General features: G+C 60.8%; 19 protein-coding genes. 16 read left to right on the top strand and 3 right to left on the bottom strand.

Annotated features, from left to right (window positions below; translation table 11 throughout):
- Positions 1-13: 13 nt before the first annotated feature.
- The 12 genes from ACWF8S_RS10010 (at position 14) to lpxC (ending at position 14,743) form a co-directional block, all read left to right on the top strand.
- Positions 14-1,510 carry a UDP-N-acetylmuramoyl-L-alanyl-D-glutamate--2,6-diaminopimelate ligase gene (locus ACWF8S_RS10010; protein WP_447553174.1) on the top strand — a complete coding sequence of 499 codons (1,497 nt, stop codon included), beginning with the start codon at positions 14-16 and terminating at the stop codon, positions 1,508-1,510.
- A complete protein-coding gene (locus tag ACWF8S_RS10005) occupies positions 1,507-2,853 on the top strand; it encodes a UDP-N-acetylmuramoyl-tripeptide--D-alanyl-D-alanine ligase (protein WP_447553173.1) in 1,347 nt (448 codons plus the stop codon). Before ACWF8S_RS10010 ends, ACWF8S_RS10005 begins: the two co-directional genes overlap by 4 nt.
- A 19-nt stretch (positions 2,854-2,872) precedes the next feature.
- Positions 2,873-3,955 carry a phospho-N-acetylmuramoyl-pentapeptide-transferase gene (gene mraY, locus ACWF8S_RS10000; RefSeq protein WP_447553172.1) on the top strand — a complete coding sequence of 361 codons (1,083 nt, stop codon included), beginning with the start codon at positions 2,873-2,875 and terminating at the stop codon, positions 3,953-3,955.
- A gap of 41 nt (positions 3,956-3,996) precedes the next feature.
- Positions 3,997-5,376 (top strand): UDP-N-acetylmuramoyl-L-alanine--D-glutamate ligase, encoded by a 1,380-nt coding sequence (gene murD / locus ACWF8S_RS09995; protein WP_447553171.1) that lies wholly within the window; start codon positions 3,997-3,999, stop codon positions 5,374-5,376.
- Entirely contained in the window at positions 5,373-6,554 is a 1,182-nt protein-coding gene (gene ftsW / locus ACWF8S_RS09990; RefSeq protein WP_447553170.1) for a putative lipid II flippase FtsW, read from the top strand. Before murD ends, ftsW begins: the two co-directional genes overlap by 4 nt.
- 14 nt (positions 6,555-6,568) lie before the next feature.
- Positions 6,569-7,657 (top strand): undecaprenyldiphospho-muramoylpentapeptide beta-N-acetylglucosaminyltransferase, encoded by a 1,089-nt coding sequence (murG, locus tag ACWF8S_RS09985; RefSeq protein WP_447553169.1) that lies wholly within the window; start codon positions 6,569-6,571, stop codon positions 7,655-7,657.
- Positions 7,658-7,707: 50 nt separating this feature from the next.
- Positions 7,708-9,120: a UDP-N-acetylmuramate--L-alanine ligase gene (gene murC / locus ACWF8S_RS09980; protein ID WP_447556579.1), complete on the top strand. Its 1,413-nt coding sequence runs from the start codon at positions 7,708-7,710 to the stop codon at positions 9,118-9,120.
- On the top strand, positions 9,117-10,049 hold the full coding sequence (locus ACWF8S_RS09975; protein ID WP_447553168.1) for a D-alanine--D-alanine ligase: 933 nt from the start codon (positions 9,117-9,119) through the stop codon (positions 10,047-10,049). The genes murC and ACWF8S_RS09975 overlap by 4 nt, the downstream gene beginning before the upstream one ends.
- 10 nt (positions 10,050-10,059) lie before the next feature.
- Positions 10,060-10,773, top strand: a complete 714-nt coding sequence (locus ACWF8S_RS09970; protein WP_447553167.1) for a cell division protein FtsQ/DivIB — start codon at positions 10,060-10,062, stop codon at positions 10,771-10,773.
- A 390-nt stretch (positions 10,774-11,163) separates the two neighbouring features.
- Entirely contained in the window at positions 11,164-12,453 is a 1,290-nt protein-coding gene (gene ftsA, locus ACWF8S_RS09965; RefSeq protein WP_447553166.1) for a cell division protein FtsA, read from the top strand.
- A gap of 34 nt (positions 12,454-12,487) precedes the next feature.
- Positions 12,488-13,663, top strand: coding sequence for a cell division protein FtsZ (gene ftsZ, locus ACWF8S_RS09960; RefSeq protein WP_447553165.1), 1,176 nt, complete (start codon positions 12,488-12,490; stop codon positions 13,661-13,663).
- A 168-nt stretch (positions 13,664-13,831) separates the two neighbouring features.
- The gene (lpxC, locus tag ACWF8S_RS09955) at positions 13,832-14,743 is read left to right on the top strand and encodes a UDP-3-O-acyl-N-acetylglucosamine deacetylase (protein ID WP_447553164.1); all 912 of its coding nucleotides are present in this window, start codon (positions 13,832-13,834) and stop codon (positions 14,741-14,743) included.
- A 215-nt stretch (positions 14,744-14,958) separates the two neighbouring features.
- Here lpxC and ACWF8S_RS09950 read toward each other — a convergent pair whose 3' ends face one another.
- Positions 14,959-15,420, bottom strand: a complete 462-nt coding sequence (locus ACWF8S_RS09950) for a DUF721 domain-containing protein (protein WP_447553163.1) — start codon at positions 15,418-15,420, stop codon at positions 14,959-14,961.
- Positions 15,421-15,512: 92 nt separating this feature from the next.
- On the opposite strand from ACWF8S_RS09950, the gene ACWF8S_RS09945 reads away from it, so the two are divergent.
- The 4 genes from ACWF8S_RS09945 (at position 15,513) to ACWF8S_RS09930 (ending at position 21,022) form a co-directional block, all read left to right on the top strand.
- On the top strand, positions 15,513-15,869 hold the full coding sequence (locus ACWF8S_RS09945; RefSeq protein WP_447553162.1) for a hypothetical protein: 357 nt from the start codon (positions 15,513-15,515) through the stop codon (positions 15,867-15,869).
- Positions 15,870-15,938: 69 nt separating this feature from the next.
- Complete coding sequence (secA, locus tag ACWF8S_RS09940) at positions 15,939-18,677, top strand: preprotein translocase subunit SecA (RefSeq protein WP_447553161.1); 2,739 nt, start codon at positions 15,939-15,941, stop codon at positions 18,675-18,677.
- A 71-nt stretch (positions 18,678-18,748) separates the two neighbouring features.
- Positions 18,749-19,969: a bifunctional glutamate N-acetyltransferase/amino-acid acetyltransferase ArgJ gene (argJ, locus tag ACWF8S_RS09935; RefSeq protein ID WP_447553160.1), complete on the top strand. Its 1,221-nt coding sequence runs from the start codon at positions 18,749-18,751 to the stop codon at positions 19,967-19,969.
- Between the two features lie 105 nt (positions 19,970-20,074).
- Positions 20,075-21,022, top strand: a complete 948-nt coding sequence (locus ACWF8S_RS09930; protein WP_447553159.1) for a Nudix family hydrolase — start codon at positions 20,075-20,077, stop codon at positions 21,020-21,022.
- A 126-nt stretch (positions 21,023-21,148) separates the two neighbouring features.
- Here the strand turns inward: ACWF8S_RS09930 and ACWF8S_RS09925 are convergent, their stop codons facing one another.
- On the bottom strand, positions 21,149-22,051 hold the full coding sequence (locus ACWF8S_RS09925; RefSeq protein ID WP_447553158.1) for a carbon-nitrogen hydrolase: 903 nt from the start codon (positions 22,049-22,051) through the stop codon (positions 21,149-21,151).
- A complete protein-coding gene (locus ACWF8S_RS09920) occupies positions 22,048-23,118 on the bottom strand; it encodes an agmatine deiminase family protein (protein ID WP_447553157.1) in 1,071 nt (356 codons plus the stop codon). Before ACWF8S_RS09920 ends, ACWF8S_RS09925 begins: the two co-directional genes overlap by 4 nt.
- Positions 23,119-23,122 lie beyond the last annotated feature (4 nt).

Below are 23,122 nucleotides of genomic sequence, written 5' to 3'. Positions count from 1 at the left end.
TGAAGGAGACGAAATGACGTCCTACCCCAGCCATTTATGGGAAGCGTTGAAAAAGGTGTGGCCAGCCAGCGAGCTGCCGACGAAGCTTCCCGAATTACCCGATGAGTTTCGTCTGACCAGTGACTCCCGGAATATCGATACAGGCGATGTATTCGTGGCCGTGCCCGGCAGCCAGCGTGATGGGCGCGATTTTATCGTTTCCGCGCTCGAGCAGGGGGCTGCACTGGTGCTGGCCCACAGCAAGGCCTCCCATGTGGAACTCGATGGGCACGTACTCCATTTGCCCCACCTGGCGCTGCGCCTGGGCGAATTCGGCCGTGAGCTGTTTGCCGTGCCCGGACATCTAGAGATCATCGGGGTGACCGGGACCAATGGCAAAAGCTCAGTGACGCACTACATCGCCGAACTCAGCGAGCTTCTGGGTACGCCGGCCGGCGTGGTGGGTACCCTGGGTTCGGGGCGGCTGAAAGATCTGATGGATAGTGGTCTGACGACCCCGGGCCCGCTTTTAATGCAGCATACCCTGGCAACACTTGCCCATCAGGGAGCCGGGCGGGTGGCCCTCGAGGCCTCATCTCATGCGCTGGACCAGCACAGGCTTGATGCCTGTAACATCAGCGTAGGCGTATTTACCAACCTGAGCCGGGATCATCTGGATTATCACAAAAGCATGGCGGCCTATGCAGCGGCCAAGGCGAAGCTCTTTCGTCGCCCGGAGCTGACGCTTGCCGTGGTGAATGCCCAGGACCCGTTGGCGCGGCTCATGCTGGCGGGAATGGACAAGAGCGTTCGCGTGCTGGCAATCGGCGACGATGAAGCCTGCACGCTTCGCGTGATGGGCTGGCATCCCACCGCCCAGGGCCAGCAGGCGCTCGTGGCCACTCCGGAAGGCGAGAAAGCGCTTGAGTTGAACCTTGTGGGCCGATTCAATCTGGACAACGTGCTGCTCGCCATCGCCACGCTCTTTGGGCTTGGTGAGTCGCTCGATGCTCTTTTCAAGGCGGCTGGCAAGCTCGCCCCGGTGCCGGGGCGAATGGCGCTTCACCGGGCCGTCGATACACCCAGTGTGGTTATTGACTACGCCCATACACCGGATGCGTTGGGTGCTGCATTGAGCGCACTGCGAGATCATCTTGGTGATGCGGGCAGGCTCTGGTGCGTGTTTGGTTGTGGCGGTGAGCGCGATACCGGCAAGCGTGCGGAGATGGCCAGAGTAGCCGAGCGGCTGGCCGATCATAGCGTTATCACCGACGACAATCCTCGGGGCGAGCCCGCCCAGGCGATTCGTCGAATGATTGCCGAGGGCTTTGGCGAAAGCGCCTCGTTCAGCGACGTGGGCGATCGCCGTTTGGCCATCGAGCAGACCATTGAGCGCGCAGACGTCAGTGACGTGATACTCATTGCGGGCAAGGGCCACGAGCCCTACCAGGAAATCGACGGCGTCCGCCACGCCTACCAGGACGACATCGAGGTACACAAGGCGCTCGAAAAGCGGAGCACCCGCCAATGAAGTGGACGTTGAAAGCGGCCGCCGAGGCGCTGCATTTGCCCCAGCCCGAGGCGCCGGTGCCCCTTGAGTTCACTCGTGTGGTCACCGATACCCGGCATATAGCGCCGGGTTGCTTGTTTGTTGCATTGAAAGGCCCGCGTTTCGACGGGCACGACTTCGTCGCCAAGGCCCGTGACCTGGGAGCGACGGCAGCGCTGGTTGAAAGGCGCGTCGCGGCCGATCTGCCTCAACTGGTATGTGCCGACACGCGTCTGGCGCTGGGGCTTCTGGCACACGCCTGGCGAGTGTGGTTTGACTGTCCGGTGATCGCGGTAACCGGCAACAGTGGCAAGACCACGGTCAAGGAGATGACAGCGGCGCTGCTGGCCCCGCTTGGCAAGGTGCTGGCGACCGAAGCCAACCTGAACAACGACTTCGGTGCGCCACTGACGCTTCTTCGTCTGGCAGCGGAGCACCAGGCAGCGGTGGTGGAGCTTGGTGCCAATCACCTGGGCGAGATCGCCTGGACAAGCCGGTTAAGCGCACCCGACATCGCTGTTATCACCAACGTGACCGGCGCGCATGTAGGCGAGTTCGGCGGCATGGGGCACATTGCCCAGGCCAAAGGCGAGATGCTTTTGGGTCTCAAGCCAACGGGTGTCGCCGTGCTCAATCGTGACGATCGCTATTTCGATACCTGGGCGGCGCTGGCCAGGCCCTGCAGGGTCATGAGTTACGCGCTTGAGCGCGAGGCGGATGTCTGCGCAAAGGCACTTTCCTGCGACAGCCAAGGACGGTATGCTTTCACGCTTGTTCAAACGGGGCGTGCACTTGGCGAGGTGCGTCTGGCACTGCCCGGCAAGCATAATGTGAGCAATGCCTTGGCGGCGGCAACGGCGGCGCTGGCGGCGGGTCTGTCGCCGAGCCGGGTCGTCGAGGGGCTGTCTGCACTGGCGCCGCTTTCCGGGCGATTGAGCGTTCTGGACGGCCCCAACAGCAGCACGCTGCTGGACGATACCTACAACGCGAACCCCGGCGCGATGAAGGCCGCGCTCGAAACGCTCAAGAGTTTTCCCGGGCCGCACTGGTGTGCGCTAGGGGCCATGGGAGAGCTGGGTGAGGCGTCCGAGGCGCTTCACGCCGAGGTGGGGCGCTACGCTCGGGAGCTTGGGATAGATACGCTGCTCACCTGCGGCGACGCCGCGCGTCCTGTCAGCGCTGCCTTTGGTCGCGGGCATCATTTTGACGACCACGAGACGCTAGTGCGTCATATCATCAATACGCTGCCGCCCAATGCCACGCTGTTGGTGAAAGGGTCACGCAGTGCGGGCATGGAAAGCGTCATTGCCGCGCTGCTCGGTTGAAACAGGGTAAACGCCGTTCATGTTATTTCATCTGGCGAATTTGTTAGCTCAGTACCAAAGCGCTTTTCAGGTCTTCAACTACCTTACGCTTCGTATCATCCTGGCCGCGATCACCGCGCTCATGCTCTGTCTATGGCTGGGCCCTTGGGTGATAAGGCGGCTGGTGGAAGGCCAGATCGGCCAGTCGGTACGCGATGACGGCCCGCAGTCGCATCTTTCCAAGGCGGGCACGCCCACCATGGGCGGCGTCATGATCTTGCTGGCCATTGCGATCAGTACCCTCGTCTGGGGGGATCTGACCAACTACTACGTCTGGGTGGTGCTGGCCGTGACGCTGGGCTTTGGCGCCATCGGCTGGGTGGATGACTACCGCAAGGTGGTCGAGAAAAACCCTCGCGGGCTACCTGCCAGGTGGAAGTACTTCTGGCAATCGGTGGTCGGTCTGGGAGCGGCGGTGGTGCTTTACCTGAGTGCCACCACGCCCGCCGAGACCAGTCTCTTGCTGCCGCTTTTCAAGGAGTTCGCGCTGCCGCTGGGAATTTTCTACATCGTGCTGACCTATTTCGTCATCGTAGGCAGTTCCAACGCGGTGAACTTGACCGACGGTCTGGATGGGCTTGCCATCATGCCCACCGTGCTGGTGGCCATGGGTCTTGCGGTCTTCGCCTATACCAGCGGCAATGCGGTATTTGCCAACTACCTGCATATTCCCTTCATTCACGGCACCGGCGAGATTGCAGTGTTCTGTGCCACGATTGCCGGTGCCGGCCTGGGTTTTCTATGGTTCAACACCTATCCCGCTCAGGTATTCATGGGCGATGTCGGCGCGCTAGCCCTGGGGGCGGCATTGGGGGTCGTCGCGGTTATCGTCCGCCAGGAGATCGTGCTTTTCATCATGGGCGGCATATTCGTGGTGGAGACGGTGTCAGTGATTCTGCAGGTAGGTTCTTTCAAGCTGACGGGACGGCGAATCTTTCGCATGGCACCGCTTCACCATCACTATGAGCTGAAAGGCTGGCCGGAGCCTCGGGTAATCATACGCTTCTGGATCATCACCGTAGTGCTGGTGTTACTGGGGCTTGCAACGCTCAAGGTGCGCTAGATCCTCTCTGTCATTGCCCGGTGTTGCACGCAAGGAGCCATTTGATGCAGATACCTGAAGGTGTTACCGCCGTCATCGGCCTGGGCATTTCAGGCCGGGCTATTTGCCGTCATCTTTTTCGCCAGAACACGCCTTTCGTGCTGCTGGATACCCGAGCCGAGCCGCCGGGACTTGCGGAATTTCAAGCGCTTTACCCGCGCGTTGTCACCTATTGCGGGCCGCTTTCGGCGGTGGATTTCAGTCGTGCCCGGGAGGTGGTGACAAGCCCCGGCGTGGATCCTTTCAGCCCAGGCCTTGAAGGACTGCTCGAACAGTACAACGAGGCAACGGGCGAGCCGAAACTGATCGGCGAGATCGCGCTTTTCCGGCGGGCGGTCAAGGCGCCCATCGCGGCGATCACCGGCTCCAATGCCAAATCCACCGTGACGTCGCTTCTGGGTGAAATGGCCCGTGCCTGCGGTGTGAATGCCGCCGTGGGCGGCAACCTGGGAACGGCCGCCCTGGAGCTTCTGGAAACCCACCCCGAGGCCGAGCTCTATATTCTGGAGCTTTCCAGTTTCCAGCTTGAAACTACCCCGAACCTCAACGCAGCCGCGGCGGCGTTCTTGAATCTCAGCGAAGACCACCTTGATCGTCATGGCGACCTTGAGCATTACCGTCAAGCGAAGGCCCGCATCTTCAACGGCGCCGAGCATGTCGTGGTCAACGCTGACGACCCGCTGACCTGGCCTGACGCGACGACCCCTTGCGTATCGCGCTTTGGCAGTCTCGCCCACCAGGCGGGAGGCTGGGGCCTTGAAACGGTGGATGGCCAGTCGTGGCTTGCCCATGGGGGCGAGCAGTTGATCGATACCGCGTCGTTGTCGATAACCGGTAAGCACAACTATCTGAATGCGCTTGCCGCCCTCGCCATGGGGCAGGCGCTGGGGTTTTCCATGGCATCCATGGGCAAGGCTCTAGAGGGCTTCAAGGGGCTTGCCCATCGCAGCGAAATGATCGACACCCTTGCGGGTGTGCGCTGGGTGAATGACTCCAAGGGCACCAATGTCGGCGCCACGCTTGCGGCCATCGAAGGTATTGGCGCCACTCTGGAAGGGCGACTGATTCTGCTGGCCGGCGGTGTGGGCAAGGGGGCGGACTTCACTCCGCTGGCGTTGCCGCTTGGCCGTTATGCCCGGCAAGTGCTGGTGTTCGGGGCGGATGGGCCCCGTCTGAAGGCAGCCCTTGACGCGACGGTAAAGGTCAGCGAGGTGGAAAATCTCTTCCAGGCCATGCAGGCGGCCTTCGACGTGGCTTGCCCGGGTGACTGCGTGCTGCTTTCGCCAGCCTGTGCCAGTCTTGATCAATTCACCAACTACGAGGCGCGAGGCGAGGCCTTTCGCCAGTGGGTGGTGCAAAAACGCAGTGAGGTTTGTCCATGAGTCGGCGCCAGCACTTCTTGAACGCCGTGGCCACCCGTCATCTGCCTTGTGACGTTTGGCTGATCGTGGCGGTGGTTACGTTGGCGGGGCTTGGCTGGATAATGGTCAGCTCCGCCTCGATTGGTCTTCTTGAAAACAGCTACTACTATTCGCGTCAGCACGCCATCTTCTTGCTGGTCGCGGGATTGGCCTGCGTGTTCATGCTCTGCGTGCCTTTGGAAGCGTGGCGACAGAACGCTTCGCTCATCCTGTTTGCCAGTATCTTCATGCTGGTCATGGTGCTGCTGGTGGGGCAGGAGATCAACGGTAGCAAGCGCTGGATCTCGCTGCCCGGGCCCCTCCCCAGCCTGCAGATATCCGAGCTTGGCAAGGTAGGTCTGATCTTCTACATGGCCGCCTTCATGTCGCGCTTTACCTACGACCTTCGCCGCCGCGCGTTCAGCATGTGGCGGCCCATTGCCGTGCTGGCCATTCCCGCCGGGCTCTTGTTCCTGGCGCCGGATTTCGGCGGCATGGTGGTCTATACCGTATGTGTGATCGGCATGTTGATGATGAGCGGCGCCTCGCTTGTACTGCTGATCGGCAGCGGCGGAGTCCTCGCCTTTGGCGCGGTAATGATGGTGGTGATGGAGCCTTACCGGCTTGCCCGGTGGACCAGCTTTCTGGACCCCTGGGCGGATCAGTTCGCTACTGGCTACCAGTTGACCCAGGCGTTGATCGCCTTTGGACGTGGCCATGTCAGCGGCATGGGGCTTGGCAACAGCGTGCAGAAGCTGCACTACCTGCCCGAAGCGCACACCGATTTCATCTTCGCGGTCATTGCCGAGGAACTTGGCATGATCGGGGCGATCACCGTGGTGCTGCTGTTTACCCTGCTGGTTACCCGCGCCATGCTGATCGGCCGCCGGGCAGAGCTTGCCGGACACCTGTTCGGCGCTTATGTGAGTTACGGTATCGGTTTCATCGTCTCTGCCCAGGCGTTCATCAATATGGCGGTGAGCTCGGGGCTTTTACCCACCAAGGGGCTGACGCTTCCTCTGATCAGCTACGGCGGCTCGAGCCTTCTGGTAACCGGAATGATGGTGGGGCTTTTGCTGCGCGTTGACGCCGAGACCCGTCACCGTCCCAAGCGTGCGTCGACGCCCTACAAGGCACGCTTTGAGCCGCGCCTATCTTGAGTAAGGAGTTTTTGGTGACGACGCGACGCATTTTAATCATGGCCGGAGGCACCGGCGGGCACGTCATTCCCGCGCTTTCACTGGCTCGCGCGCTCCGGGCGCAAGACGTGGCCGTCGAATGGCTGGGAAGCCCCCGGGGCATCGAAAACAGGCTGGTACCCGAGGCGGGTATCACGCTGCACACCATCGCCATTGCAGGGCTTCGTGGCAAGGGCGCGGCGGGCTGGTTCAAGGCACCTTTCAACTTGACCGGTGCCGTGCTGAGTGCCCGCCGGGTCATCAAGACCTTCAAGCCGGACGTGGTGGTCGGCCTGGGGGGGTTCGCCAGCGGCCCCGGCGGGCTTGCTGCCAAGCTTGCCGGCGTGCCGCTGGTGATTCACGAACAAAACGCCGTGGCCGGATTGACCAACCGGGTGCTGTCGCGTCTGGCGACTAGAACCTACGCTGCGTTCGCTGAAGCCTTTGGCCCCCGGGCGGAGGTGATCGGCAATCCCGTGCGTGGCGAAATCGCCGCCCTGGGTGAGATGCCTCGCACCCGCGCCGAACTGACCACGCGTACCCTCAGGCTGCTGGTCGTGGGCGGCTCGCTCGGTGCGGTGGCGCTCAACGAGCGTCTGCCCGGTGCGTTGGCAGCACTCGGGGCCGAAGACCGGCCCGAGGTCTGGCACCAAGCGGGCAAGGACCGCGAAGAAGCGACGAAGGACGCTTACGAGGCCTTGCATGTCGAGGCGAAAGTCAGCGCTTTTATCGATGATATGGCCGCTGCCTACGACTGGGCCGATCTGGTGGTGTGTCGGGCGGGCGCGCTGACCGTGGCGGAGCTTGCGGCGGCAGCGAAGCCGGCGCTTCTAGTGCCATTCCCCTTCGCGGTGGATGACCATCAGCGCGTAAATGCCAATGTGCTGGTCGAGGCCGGCGCGGCGCGCTGCGTGGTGCAAGAGGAGCTGACCACGGCGCGGCTGACGCAGCTTCTAGGCGAGTTATTGACCCATGACACTCTGCTCGAGATGGCCTCCCGGGCGCGCCAGGCCGCGCATCTTGAGGCCACCGAGCGTTTAACGGCAGGATGCCTTTCGTTAGTCAAGCAAGGAGATTCGGCGTGACCGATGTAACAACCGACAAGCCCTCACAACGCGTTACCAGCGGCCCGGGTATGCGCCGGATCAAGCGGCTCCACTTCGTGGGCGTGGGCGGAGCGGGGATGTGCGGCATCGCCGAGGTGATGGCCAATCAGGGCTACGCGGTCAGCGGCAGCGACATGAAAGCCTCCCCCGTGGTCGAGCGCCTTCGCGGCTGTGGCGTGAATGTCTTTATCGGCCATGCCCAGGAGAACGTGCAGGGGGCCGACGTGGTCGTGGTTTCAAGCGCTATCGACGAAACCAATCCGGAAATCCGCTGGGCCCACGAACACCGCGTACCGGTGGTACGCCGGGCGGAAATGCTCGCCGAGCTGATGCGCTTTCGCCACGGTATTGCCGTGGCCGGCACCCACGGAAAGACCACTACCACCAGCCTGACCGCCACGCTTCTGGCCGAAGGGGGGCTCGACCCGACCTTTGTCATCGGCGGCAAGCTGACCAGTGCCGGGGCCAATGCGCGCCTGGGGGAGGGCGACTACCTGGTGGCCGAGGCCGACGAGTCCGATGCATCGTTTCTGCACCTTCAGCCCATGGTATCGATCGTCACCAATATCGACGCTGACCACATGGCGACCTATGGCGGCGACTTCGAACGGCTCAAGACCACCTTCATCGAGTTTCTGCACAACCTGCCGTTCTATGGACTGGCGGTGCTGTGTACCGACGACCCGCACGTGAAGGGGCTTTGCGAACAGGTGAAACGCCAGTTCGTGACCTATGGCTTCAACGCCGATGCCGACTATCGCATCAAGGACTTCAGCCAGGATCAGGGCGAGGTATCGTTCACCGCCCTTCGTCCTGATGGTGCGGCCCCGCTCGAGGTACGGTTGGCCATGCCCGGCCGCCACAATGCCCTCAACGCCATGGCAGCGATCGTGGTGGCCACCGATGCCGGCGTGAGCGACGCGGCGATTCAGCGCGGGCTTGCCGGGTTTGCCGGCGTCGGGCGGCGCTTTCAGGTCCACGGCCACTACCCGGCGCCCGGACACTCAGGAGAGATCATGCTGGTGGATGACTACGGGCACCACCCCCGCGAGGTCGACATGGTGATTCAGGCGGTGCGTGCCGGCTGGCCGGAACGCCGCCTGGTCATGCTTTATCAGCCGCATCGCTATAGCCGCACGCGGGATCTGTATGAAGACTTCGTTCGCGTGCTCTCCCAGGTCGATACCCTGGTGCTGCTGGATGTGTACAGCGCCGGGGAGCCCGTGATTCCCGGGGCAGAAGGGCGTACGCTCGCCGGCTCCATTCGCCAGCGTGGCGAGGTGGATCCACTGTTCGTCGAGCACAAGCAGGAGCTTTCGGCATTGTTGAGCAAGGTGCTGCGCCCGGGCGATATCCTGATAACCCAGGGCGCGGGAGATGTCGGCGGTATTTCGCTGGCGCTGGCCCAGGCCGAGCTCAAGCTGGACGAGGTTAAGCTATGAACGGATTGAACGCACAAGCGACAGCGCTTGAAAAGGTCGTGGTGGTCTACGGCGGGACATCCGGCGAGCGTGAGGTGTCGCTGAAAAGCGGTGCAGCAGTGCTTGAGGCGTTGAAGCGCCAGGGCATCAATGCCATCGGCTATGACCCGCGTGACAATGGCCTGGTCGGACTCGAGGCGCTTGCTCCGTCGGCGGTGTTTATCGCTCTTCACGGCCGGGGCGGTGAAGACGGTACGCTGCAAGGAGCGCTCGAGCTTTTGAATATTCCCTATACCGGCAGCAAGGTGCTTGCCTCGGCCCTGGGAATGGACAAGGAGCGTACCAAGCAGATATGGCGCGCCCAGGGCCTGCCCACGCCGGAGAGCATTACGCTAGCCGAGCATGCCGACTGGGACGTCGTGGTCGAGACACTCGGTCTTCCGATGATCGTCAAGCCGGTACACGAAGGATCGACGCTGGGCATCAGTATCGTCAAAAGCCAGGCTGAACTGAAAGCCGCCTTTACAGAGGCTGCCAGGTTTGATGCGCAGGTAATGGCCGAGCGCTTTATCCAGGGGGAAGAGTATACTGTCGCGCTGTTGGGCGATGACGTGCTGCCCGCCATTCGCGTGGAAGTGCCCGGCGGCTTTTACGATTACGAAGCAAAGTATCTCACCAACACCACTCAGTACCACTTGCCCTGCGGGCTGGACGCCGAGCAGGAGCAGGCCCTTGCCGGGCTTTGCAGCCGGGCGTTTGGTGCCATGGGCGCTCAGGGCTGGGGACGTATCGATGTGATGCGTGACGCCGAAGGCAGGTTCTGGTTGATCGAAGTCAACACCGTTCCGGGCATGACCGATCACAGTCTGGTGCCTCAGGCCGCTGCCCACGCGGGTATCGATTTTGACCAGCTGGTTCTGAAGATTCTGCAGACAGCCGTTTGCGCATGAAGAGTGCTTTATGAAAAAGCGTAACGCGTGGCTTGGCGTTTTACTGCTGGCGCTGTTGCTGGGCGCCGGCGGGCGTGCGCTGTGGTTATGGCTGGACCGTCCCATCGAGCGCGTCTCGATTCGAGGCGAATGGGAGTACGTGAGCGCTGATTATCTGCGTACCCAGCTTGCGCCGCTGGTACAAAACGCGACCTGGCTCTCGGCGGATCTGGGCGCACTTCGCGATCGCGCGCTGAACATTGGCTGGCTTTTTGAAGTGCGCATTTCCCGGGAGTGGCCCAATGCACTGGTTTTCGAACTGGTGGAACAGGAACCGGTGGCGCGCTGGAACGATGACTTTCTTCTCAACCCAATGGGCGAGCCTTTCGCCTTCGCCCCGCTTGACGTTCCGCCGGACTTGCCCGATCTGGCAGGGCCGGCCGGCAGCAGCGAAGAGGTGTTGACCTATTACCAGCGTCTCACCCCGCACTTTGCCACACTTTCGCTGGCGCTTGCCCAGCTACGCCTGGAGCCGCGCGGCGCCTGGCGCCTTCAGCTGGATAACGGCGCCTGGGTGATGCTGGGAAGGCGTCAGCATGATATTCGCCTGGCAAGGCTCACCGCTTCCTGGCAGCGGGAACTTGCCAGTCAAGGCGATTTGATTCGTTATATCGATTTACGCTACCCCAACGGCGTGGCCGTTGCCTGGCACGGTCAGAGTGATTTCGACGATAGCGATGAATAAACCACGAGTCTTCAACATGAAAGCGACGTCGAACACGTAAAAGTGAGCGGTTGCCAACAAGGAAAACCCATCAACGGGGTTTAAATTCTCCGGCAAGCCCATTATCGTGGTGCAGGACTAGTCGTATAATGGCCATTGTTTCTATATGATGGCTCTGTTAAACCCTGTTTGGGTTAGTGGTTATCGAACCAAACTAGATTATAACGAAGACGACTTGGTTTATTGTCTCGTTAATGGCTAGTTTTGTTTAACCGAGTGTGGCTTACAACCGGCTTTTTAATTAAAAAAGCATGTATAAATAGTTAGTAGTTTTGAGACCCGTTGATAGATTATTGCCGACCATCAATAAGCTATCCTTTGAAAGATCACTATAAGGAGATAACCCGACTCATGGCAGGCTCACCCAATGCATCCAATATGGTTGTCGGGCTGGACATCGGAACGTCCAAGGTCGTCGCGATAGTCGGTCAACCCACCGATGACGGTGGTATCGAGATTGCGGGTATAGGCTCTCATCCCTCACGGGGAATGAAGCGTGGCGTTGTGATCAATATCGAATCCACCGTGCAGTCGATCCAGCGGGCGGTGGAAGAAGCGGAATTAATGGCTGGCTGTGATATCCACTCCGTGTATGTCGGCGTTGCCGGCAGCCACATTAGCTCGATGAATTCAGACGGCGTTGTCGCGATCAAAGAGCGCGAAGTGACCCCCTCTGATATTGATCGTGTTATCGATTCTGCGCGCGCACGGGCCATTTCCGAAGGCCAGCGTGTTCTGCATGTGCTGCCTCAGGAGTTTTCCATCGATGCCCAGGGCGGCATTCGCGAACCTCTGGGCATGTCCGGCGTTCGCCTCGAGGCGCAGGTGCATCTGGTCACCGCGGCCTTGAACGCGGTTCAAAACATCGAGAAATGTGTACGTCGCTGCGGCCTCGATGTGGATGCCATCATTCTGGAGCAGCTTGCTTCCAGCATGGCGGTACTCACCGAGGATGAGCGCGAGCTTGGGGTCTGCATGGTGGATATCGGCGGGGGAACGACCGATATGGCCATCTTCAGCGAAGGGGCGATTCGTCATACGGCGGTGATTCCTATCGCCGGCGACCAGGTGACCAACGATATTGCCATGGCCCTGAGAACGCCCACCCAGCATGCAGAAGAGATCAAGGTAAAATACGCCTGCGCGCTGACCCAGTTGGCCGCAAGTGATGAAATGATCAAGGTACCAAGTGTAGGGGATCGTCCATCCCGGGATCTTTCCCGGCAGGCTCTGGCCGAAGTGGTCGAGCCTCGCTACGAGGAACTCTTTACGCTGGTACGCGATGAATTACGCCGCAGTGGCTATGAGGACATGGTGGCTGCCGGGGTGGTACTGACCGGCGGCACCTCGCGCATGGAAGGTGTCAGCGAGCTGGCAGAGGAGATTTTCCATATGCCGGTACGCATCGCCTGCCCGCAGAACGTGCGGGGGCTGGCGGACGTGGTTCGCAACCCGATCTATGCGACAGGCGTCGGGCTTTTGCATTATGCACTGCAGGAGACGCGCCACGGACAAGGTCTAGAGAGCCATGGGCGGGCAAGCACGGCGCACAAGAGCCGTGGTGAGCTTGTTCAGCGTGATAGCAGGGATGGTCATTCGGCGCTAGCGAAAATCAAAGGCTGGTTCAAAGGAAATTTCTGACAGGGCCGCAAGCGCGGTTCAGGAGACGGGGCTTATGTTCGAATTGGTAGATAACGCACCCTCGAGCAGTGCGGTCATCAAAGTAGTCGGTGTCGGCGGCGGCGGCGGTAATGCCGTCAACCACATGGTGGAAAGCAACATCGAAGGCGTCGAGTTCATCTGCGCCAACACCGACGCCCAGGCGCTCAAGCGCGTATCTGCAAAAACGGTCTTGCAACTGGGCAGCGAGATCACCAAGGGCCTGGGCGCCGGCGCCAACCCCGAAGTGGGACGCCAGGCCGCCATGGAAGACCGTGAGCGTATTGCCGAGCTTCTAGACGGCGCGGACATGGTATTTATCACTGCCGGTATGGGTGGCGGCACCGGGACCGGCGGTGCGCCGGTGGTCGCTCAAGTAGCCAAGGAGCTGGGAATTCTTACGGTAGCCGTCGTGACGCGCCCGTTCCCGTTCGAAGGGCCCAAGCGCATGCGCGCCGCCGAAGAGGGCATGAAGGAGCTCTCCGAGCACGTCGATTCCCTGATCACCATTCCCAACGAAAAGCTTCTATCCGTACTGGGCAAGAACGCGACGCTCCTGACCGCTTTCAGCGCGGCCAATGACGTGCTGCTTGGCGCGGTTCAGGGTATTGCCGAGCTGATTACAAGCCCGGGTATCATCAACGTCGACTTTGCCGATGTGCGCACGGTGATGTCCGAAATGGGCATGGCAATGATGGGCACCGGCGGGGCGACGGGCGAGAACCGCGCCCGCGAGGCAGCCGAGAAAGCGATTCGCAGCCCGCTTCTCGAAGACATCGATCTGCACGGCGCGCGCGGCATCCTGGTCAACATCACCGCCGGCCCGGATCTTTCCATCGGCGAGTTCAACGATGTGGGGGCGACGGTGCAGGAGTTTGCTTCGCAGGAAGCCACCATCGTGGTGGGTACCTCCATCGATATGGAAATGTCCGATGAGCTGCGGGTTACCGTGGTGGCGGCCGGTCTTGATGGTACGAAGCCCAAGGTGGCTGCCCGGGAACCGGCACGTCGCTCGGCTGCAGAGCCGGCTGACTATCGCAAGATGCAACAGCCGACGATTACACGTCAGCAGTCCGCGGCACGCGCCGAATCAGCAGAAGCCGCTCCCAAGCCGCGCCCTGAAAAGCGCCGCCCGGCCGAGTCTGATGATTACCTGGATATCCCCGCATTTTTACGCCGCCAGGCAGATTGATGTAGCAAGACAGGTTGGCTGAAGCAGCAAACGAGAGTTTTAACAAGAGTTTTATTGGTTAAAATGATCGTTTGCTGTTAAAGTAAACACTGTTCGATAACTTCCCTTTTCCACGGCGAGTGTCGGCGCTTTGCCGGTTATTGCCGTTATTAGAGTTTTACCCCGCCCATGATCAGACAACGTACATTACAAAATGTCATTCGCGCTACCGGAGTGGGTCTGCACTCGGGTAAAAAAGTCCATCTGGCCTTGCGCCCGGCACCCGCGAACACAGGAATAGTGTTTGTCAGAACCGATCTGGATCCCGTGGTACATGTACCCGCCCGCGCCGAGCTGGTCGAAGACACCAAGCTTTGCACCGCGCTCTCTCATGAGGGTGTGAAGGTGGCAACCGTCGAACATTTGATGTCCGCGTTTGCAGGGCTGGGTATCGACAACGCCTATGTCGACATCAGTGCCGCTGAAATACCCATCATGGATGGCAGCGCCAGCCCGTTTGTCTTCTTGATCCAGTCGGCGGGAATTCTCGAGCAGGATGCACCCAAGAAGTTCATCCGTATCAAGCAGCGTATTGCGGTAACCGATGGCGACAAGGAGGCAGTGTTCTTGCCCCACCAGGGCTTTAAGGTATCGTTCTCCATCGATTTCGATCACCCGGCATTCGAGCAACAGCATCAGAATGCGCTGATCGACTTCTCCACCACCTCGTTTGTCAAGGAGGTGTCGCGCGCACGCACGTTTGGTTTCATGCGCGACCTGGAGTTTTTGCGCTCCAACAATCTCGCGCTGGGCGGCAGCCTGGATAACGCGATCGTGGTGGATGATTATCGCATCGTGAACGAAGGCGGGTTGCGTTACGAGGATGAGTTCGTCAAGCACAAGGTGCTGGACGCCATTGGCGATCTTTACCAGCTGGGATACAGTCTGATCGGCGAATTCCGTGGCGTGAAATCCGGCCACGCGTTGAATAATCAGTTGTGCCGCGAGCTTCTGGCCCAGCCCGAGGCTTACGAGATCGTGACCTTTGAAGGCGAAAAAGCCGTAGCGCCGATCTCTTACGCTGCCCCAGCCATGGCCTGATGACTGATAGAACAGCCATGCCATGTAGGACCGCCACCCCTTTCAAGTATCCCTTTCCATGGTCATCGGCGAAGCGTGATTGAAAGGAAGGCAAGAGACGAAAAGGGTTGTAAGACGAAAAGGGCGCTAAACGCAGGTGACACCGGTGGTTGAAAACGCCCTGTAGCGCCCCATTTATAAAGCACCGCCTGCGGTGCTTTATGCATTCTAAAGCACTACGTTTCTTTCCGGGCGTGAGAGGCCAGGCGCTCAAGGGCGCTTTTGAGGCGCGGGTCTTCAGTGTCTTCGGCGCACTGGGCAATCGTATCACTCGCCCCGTGAGAGAGAGTGCGGGTGTAGCGCGTTGGCACGGTGACCGGGCGAACCGGGCGAACCTTGAAGTGAAAGCCCGTCACCGCCTCAAACCCCGGAAGCTGATGCAGAAGCGTCAGAAGACGGCTTTGCTCGAAACGAAGCCAGGCAAGCCAGCTCGCCTGGCCGCTGATCAGAGTCAGGCGAGCGTTGCTGAAACCGCCAACGTAGATATGTTCACGCATCTCTTCGGGCAGGTGGGCACGCAGATGGCGCTGAGCCTGATCGATCAAGCGTGACTGACGCAGCAGGTTGCTGACCTCATTGGAGCTTGCAAGCACTGACTTGATGGGCTGTGCGCGAGAACGCTTAACCTTTATACTCATACGCTTAATTCCAAAGTACCGATCCGATACGCCTTGGCCCTCGGGCTGAGCGTTTGCCAAGAGCCTAACACGCCCAGGAGTCGACACCCAGCATGCCCTCCACACCCGCGATTGTCAGCATCCCCCCTGCACGGCGCACTCGCCGCTGTGGGTTGGCGCGCTGGTGGTTGGCAGGGCTTTTGGTCAGTTGTCTACTGCCGGTCAGTCTGTCGCCCTCCGAGTCTAGCCGGGTGGGCGAGCGTGCCGTCAGTATCTGTCTCTGGGTGCCGGTCATGCTACGTGCCCAGTCCCGATGCACCGCCATCAAGCGCCGCGGGCGTCACCTGCCGCGCCACGTCAAGGCTCCCGCTGTTCGTTTGTTGAAACGGCTGTTCGATATGCCGTTTGTCACGCCCCCCAAGGTCGCCGCACAAGACGTGTTGACGTCACGTGGGCCGCCCGGCCAATAGCCTTTTTCAACTTTCGCTGCTTTATTCAATAGAGTGCCCGGCGGGCGCTCGAAAAGATTTGGAACATTCATGATCAACACATTACTTCGCAAAGCTATTGGTTCGAAAAACGATCGCGACGTCAAGCGCATGCAGAAAAGCGTGCAGGACGTCAACAAGCTGGAAGCCGACATCGAAGCGCTGGACGACGCCTCGTTAAAGGCCCAGACCTTTGATCTGCGTACGCGCCTGGAAGCGGGAGAATCGCTGGATAAACTGTTGCCTCGGGCATTTGCCGTTGTACGCGAGGCGAGCAAGCGCGTCATGGGCATGCGCCATTTCGATGTACAGATGGTCGGCGGCATGACCCTTCACCGCGGACGAATCGCCGAGATGAAAACCGGCGAGGGTAAAACCCTGGTAGCCACACTGGCGGTCTATCTGAACGCGCTGCCTGCCAAGGGGGTGCACGTGGTGACCGTCAACGATTACCTGGCACGCCGTGACGCGGAGTGGATGCGCCCGCTGTACGAATTCCTGGGGCTTTCGGTGGGCGTAATCTTTGCCGGCCAGACCGGAGAGGAGAAGCGCCACGCCTACCAGTGCGATATCACCTACGGCACCAACAATGAGTTCGGCTTTGACTATCTTCGCGACAACATGGCGTTTTCGCTCGAGGAGAAGGTACAGCGCGGCCTGCATTTCGCCATCGTCGATGAAGTGGACTCCATTCTCATCGATGAGGCGCGGACCCCGCTGATCATCTCCGGCGCGGTGGATGAAAATACCGATCTCTACAATGTGGTCAACGGCCTGGCTCAGAATCTCGAGCGTGGTGAAGTCAGCGAGGACGACGAGACGCCGGTCAGCGGCGACTTCGTGCTCGATGAAAAGCAAAAACAGGTGGAGCTGACCGAGCAGGGACACAACAAGGTTGAAGAGATGATGCGCGCCCAGCAGCTGCTTGGGGAAAACGATTCCCTTTACGCCGCGCAGAACCTTAATCTCCTGCAGCACGTGCACTCGGCTCTCCGGGCGCGCTACCTGTATCAGCGCGATGTGGACTATATCGTCGCCGAAGGGCAGGTGGTGATCGTCGACGAGCATACCGGGCGCAGCATGCCGGGCCGTCGCTGGTCGGAAGGCCTGCACCAGGCGGTGGAAGCCAAGGAGGGAGTCACTGTTCAGCGCGAAAGCCAGACGCTTGCCTCTACCACCTTCCAGAACTACTTCCGCCTGTACGAGAAGCTGGCCGGCATGACCGGCACCGCGGATACCGAAGCATTCGAGTTTCGCCAGATCTACGGCCTCGACGTGGTGGTGATTCCGACCAACCGTCCGCTGGCCCGTAAGGATCTCAATGATCTGGTCTACCTGAGCGGGGAAGAGAAGTACGAGGCGATCATCAAGGACGCCCAGGCCGTCACCGAGGCCGGCCGGCCGGTGCTGGTGGGGACCGCCTCGATTGAAACCTCGGAGTATCTGGCACAGTTGATGCGTGCGGCAGGGCTCCAGTTCAACGTGCTCAACGCCAAGCAGCACCAGAGCGAGGCAGAAATCATCGCCCAGGCGGGGCGCCCGGGAGCGATTACCATCGCCACCAACATGGCCGGTCGTGGTACCGACATCATGCTGGGTGGTAACTGGGAGGCCGATGCTGCCAAGCTCGACAACCCGAGCGAAGCGCAGCTTGCCGAGCTCAAGGCCGAGTGGCAAAAACGCCATGATGCGGTGCTCGAAGCCGGCGGGCTTCACGTGATTGGCTCCGAGCGTCATGAATCACGGCGTATCGATAACCAGCTGCGTGGTCGCTCCGGTCGCCAGGGCGACCCCGGCTCCACCCGTTTTTTCCTTTCGCTCGAAGACAGCCTGATGCGGCTGTTCGGCTCCGACCGAGTCAAGCGCTTGATGCAGGCATTGGGCCTGGAGCGGGGCGAGGCGATCGAGCACAAGATGGTTTCCAACGCCGTCGAGCGGGCGCAGAAGAAAGTCGAGGGGCGCAACTTCGATATTCGTAAGCAGCTCCTTGAGTACGATGACGTGGCCAACGATCAACGTCGCGTGATCTATGAGCAGCGCAACGACATTCTTGGCTCAAGCGATGTGTCCGAAGCCGTGCTCGGTATTCGCGAGGAAGTGATGGAAAGTACCATCAGCGACTTCGTGCCGCCGCAAAGCCTGGCCGAACAGTGGGATCTACCCGGTCTTGAAGCGCACCTGAAGACCGAGTTCAATCTCGATGCGCCGGTGACCCAGTGGGCCCTGGAAGACGAACGCTTCAGTGAAGAGAAGCTTCGTGAGCGGCTGCAAACCATGCATCGCGAGGCGTATGACGCTAAAATCGCCGCCGCCGGCCAGGCGCTGATCCAACGCTTCGAGAAACAGGTCATGCTGCAGGTGCTGGACACCCGCTGGAAAGAGCATTTGCAGTCGATGGATCACCTGCGCCGGGGCATTCACCTGCGCGGCTACGCGCAGAAAAACCCCAAGCAGGAGTACAAGCGCGAAGCGTTTGAGCTCTTCCAGCATCTGCTGGTCAACATCAAGGCCGACGTCACACGGATTTTAAGTCACGTTCAGGTACGCCAGCCCGAAGAAGTGGATGCCCTGGAGCAAAAGCGCCGTGAGGACGCCGCCCGGGAAAAAGCGGCCGCCTTTGAAGCTCAGCGGGCCCCGGAGCAGGCTGCAGAACCCGGCGCATCGATGAGCGAGGCCTCCGATGCCGATGGCCGTCCGCTGCGTCGGGAGGCGCCTAAGGTCGGACGCAATGATCCGTGCATCTGCGGGTCGGGTAAAAAGTACAAGCAGTGCTGTGGCAAGCTTCAGTAACATTGCGCTCTTCAGTAGCATTGCGCTTGTCGTCAAAAAGTATCGAGCCGGTCTAGAGAAAGGAGAAGAGCATGGCGGTGGGTCACTGTCCGTTTCCACAAATGCCGTCCCTTGAAGGGGTGAGGCTTGGGTGTGCCATGGCGGGGATCAAGAAGCCCCAGCGTCGTGACCTCGTCGTCATCGAGCTCCCCGAGAACGCCACTACGGTAGGGGTGTTCACTCAAAACGCCTTTCGCGCCGCGCCGGTCATCGCCGCCAAGGCGCACCTTGAAGATGGCAAGGCGCCGTCGCGTTACTGGGTAATCAATACCGGCAACGCCAATGCGGGTACTGGCGAGGCGGGCCTGGCGGACGCTTACAAGACCTGTCAGGCCCTGGCCGAGCAGGCCGGGGTGTCGGCCGATCAGGTGCTGCCGTTTTCCACCGGTGTCATCGGCGAGCCGCTGCCGATGCAGCGGCTGCTGGCGGGGCTGCCTCTTGCCCTGGAGGCGCTCGATGGCTCGAGTGAGGCCTGGGCGCTGGCAGGCCAGGGAATCCTGACCACGGACACCCGTGCCAAGGGCGCGACGGTAACAGGCAGTATCGCCGGTCAGCCCTTTCTCATCAACGGGATCACCAAGGGCTCAGGCATGATCAAGCCCAACATGGCCACCATGCTGGGTTTCGTGGTCACTGATGTGAGTATCGATGAGCCACTGCTTGCACAACTGTTGCGAGAAACCGTGGACGCCTCGTTCAACGCGATTACCGTCGACAGCGATACCTCGACCAACGACGCCTGCATGCTGGCGGCTACCAATACCGGCGTGCGCGTGGAAACCGAGGAACAGATCGCGGTGTTCAGACAGGCACTCCAGCAAGTGATGACCGAGCTTGCTCAGGCGATCATTCGCGACGGTGAAGGCGCGACCAAGTTCGTTACACTTCAGGTGGAGGGCGCCAGAACCCGTCAGGAAGCGATGGACGTTGCCTTCACCGTGGCCCACTCGCCGCTTGTAAAAACCGCCCTTTATGCCAGCGACGCCAACTGGGGGCGTATTCTCGCCGCAGTGGGCCGGGCACCGGTAGAAGGGTTCGATGTCAGCCGGGTGGTGATCGACCTGGGGGACGTGCGCCTGGTGGAGAACGGTGGGCGTGCTGCCAGCTATTCCGAGCAATCGGGTAGCCGGGTAATGGCCGAGGAGGAAATCACCATTCGTATCCATCTGGGGCGTGGGGACGCCCATGGCACCGTATGGACCTCGGATCTCTCCCATGACTATGTGACGATCAACGCCGACTACCGCAGCTGAGCGCGATGTCGCCTATTGAATGTCGTCTCTCGTAAAAGTTCAGCCCTGTTTAAGCGCTATGATCACAGATAGCGCTCCAATGTGGATAAAGACGTAATGAATGTAATGGTAAAACGACGGGTTCACGTGGCAGCCGCCGCCATTGTCAGCGCCGACCAGAAGCATGTTTTGATCGCACGCCGGCCATCCAACGTGGACCACGGCGGACTCTGGGAATTTCCCGGTGGCAAGCTGGCGCCTTATGAGACCGGGCTCGAAGGGCTGAAGCGTGAGCTTCATGAAGAGCTGGGCGTTGAAATTCGTCGTGCTCAGCCGCTCATTCGCGTTCATCACGAGTACAGCGACAAGCATATCCTGCTCGATGTCTGGCAGGTTCACGAGTTCGCCGGCGAACCTTTCGGGCGTGAAGGTCAGGCAGTGCGCTGGGTAGCGATGAGCGATCTGGCGAGCTACCCCTTCCCGGCGGCCAATCTCCCCATTCTGCGCGCGGTGATGCTGCCTACCGAGTACCTGATTACCGGCGAAGAGGCCGATGACGAACGCTTCGAGGCGCTTTTGAAGCGTGCCCTGGAAGAGGACGGCATTCGCCTGGTGCAGCTGCGTGCCAAGGGGCTTGAGCAAGACGCCTACATCAAGCGGGCCGAGAGCGCGCTTGCTCTTTGCCGCGAGTATGGCGCCAGGCTTTTGCTCAACGGTGAGCCCGAGCTTCTCGAGCACGTCGATGCCGACGGCATCCACCTGACCAGCGAACGGCTGATGAATCTGGAGCGACGCCCCATCGCCGAAGGCAAGTGGCTGTCGGCCTCGACGCATGACGAGACACAACTGATCCAGGCGGCGACCCTGGGCTGTGATTTCGTTACGCTGTCGCCTCTTCGCACCACGCCGTCACATCCGGAAGTCGCCCCCATGGGCTGGCACGACTTTCAACAGCTGGTGGAGCGGGCCGGTATGCCGGTCTTCGCTCTTGGCGGCATGACGCGGTTCGACGCCAACCATGCCCGAGCGGTAGGCGCGCAGGGCATTGCCTCGATTCGCGATTTCTGGAAGTAGGCGTTCTTGACGTATTGGTTCTGTAAGCAGACTTTCTTGAAGCAGGCTTTTGGAAATCGACTTTCGGATAGAAACCTGCAATCCAGGTAGAGACACCACCGGCGCCCAAGGGCGCCGGTGGTGTTTTCAGTCGCGGTAGCGGCGGGTCAGATCGCCGTAGGCATCCACCCGCCGATCGCGCAGGTAAGGCCAGATACGCCGGGTATGTTCGCTCTTGGCCATGTCAAGGGTGACCACGAGCTGCTCGGTGTCGGTGGCGGCATGGGCCAGAAGCTCGCCCTGGGGGCCGCAGATAAAGCTGCCCCCCCAGAAGTCGATCCCGGCACCTACGTTGGAGTGATCCGGTTCGAACCCGATGCGGTTGGCGGCCAGAACCGGCAGGCCGTTGGCCACGCCGTGGGCGCGCTGAATCAGTGTCCAGGCCTCTTTCTGACGTGCTTTTTCCTCATCGCTGTCGCTCGGGTCCCAGCCGATGGCGGTGGGGTAGAGCAGCAAGTCAGCACCGGCCAGTGCCATCAGGCGTGCCGCTTCCGGGTACCACTGATCCCAGCATACCAGCACACCCAGGCGCCCGACGGAAGTATCGATGGGGGTGAAGCCCTCATTGCGGCTCGCGTCCACATCGCCTGGAGTGAAGTAGAATTTTTCAAAAAACCCCGGGTCATCGGGAATGTGCATCTTGCGATACTGGCCCACCCGGCCGTGGTGGGTGTCGTATACCACTGCGGTGTTGTGATAAAGGCCGGCGGCGCGCTTTTCAAAGATCGACCCCACCAGAACGATACCAAGCTCCCGGGCGAGCGCTTCCAGGCGCTGGCCGGTGGGGCCCTCCAGCGGCTCGGCCAGATCGAAAAGGGCCGGGTCCTCGTACTGGCAGAAATAGTGCGTGGCGTGAAGCTCCTGCAGCAGTACCAGTTTCGCCCCCTGGGCGGCGGCCTGGCGAATGCCGCGTTCACTTTCAGCCAGACTCTGGGCTTTGTCCGGCCAGGCGGCCTGCTGGATGACAGCCACGGTTAACGCGTTACTCATGGGACCTCCTCGAAAAGCGCGGTGTTGAGCGTACCTTCAGGCAGTTGCATGGTAAGACAGTGCAGGCTGCCGTGCTGGCGAATGACGCTGTGGCACTCGATGGGTATCACCTGGTGCTCGGGAAACGCATGGGCCAGCGCATTCAGGGCGACCATGTCAGCGGGGTCGGCGTAGGTGGGCACCAGAACGGCCCGGTTGATGATCAGGAAGTTGGCGTAGGTGGCGGGCAGCCGGTGGCCGTCCTCCGGGTCAAACGCCGCCGCCGGCCAGGGCAGGGGGATCAAGCGGTAGGGCTCGCCATTTGGCTGGCGAAATGCCTTGAGCTCGGCTTCCATGGCCTTGAGGGCCGGATAATGCGGATCTTCGGGGTCATCGCAGCGTACGTAGGCAAGCGTAGTGGGGCTGCAAAACCGGGCCAGGGTATCGATGTGGCTGTCGGTATCGTCGCCTTCCAGATAGCCGTTTTCAAGCCACAGTACCCGGTCCACGCCCAGATCCGCCTTGAGCATCTGCTCGATGGCCTCCAGCGAATGTTCCGGATTGCGATTGGGATTGAGAAGGCACGCCTTGGTGGTCAGAAGAGTTCCCTGGCCATCGGTTTCGATACCGCCGCCTTCCAGCACCAGATTCTTGGTCAGCACATCGCAGGCCCACACACCGGCGTCATCGAGGGCTACGGTCAAGGCATTATCGCGGCTGGAGGGGAACTTGCCGCCCCAGCCGGTAAAGGTGTAATCGAGAAGTGCCACTTCCTTGTCATCGCGTTCGACACCGATCGGCCCGTGATCCCGCGCCCAGGTATCGTCAGTGGGCGCTTCGATCAGCAGAAGTCGCTTCCGGGAAACGCCCAGTGCACGAAAGTGCGTCTTTAGGCGCGCCCGGGTGCTCGCATCCGGCACGCTGATGACCACGCGCTGGTAGCGAGTAGCCGCCAGGACGATACGCTCAAGGGTGGCCTCGATACGCTCGAGAATTGACTGCCAGTCCCCGTCCGGGCGGGGCCAGGTGAGCTGGAGGCCGTCCTGAGGGTGCCATTCCGGCAGCAAGCGGTAAGTGGGTTGGGCCAAGGTC

Source organism: Vreelandella xerophytica (genome assembly GCF_968048975.1).
The sequence above is the reverse complement of the archived record's forward strand: the minus strand, read 5'-3'. Positions and strand labels throughout refer to the sequence as shown.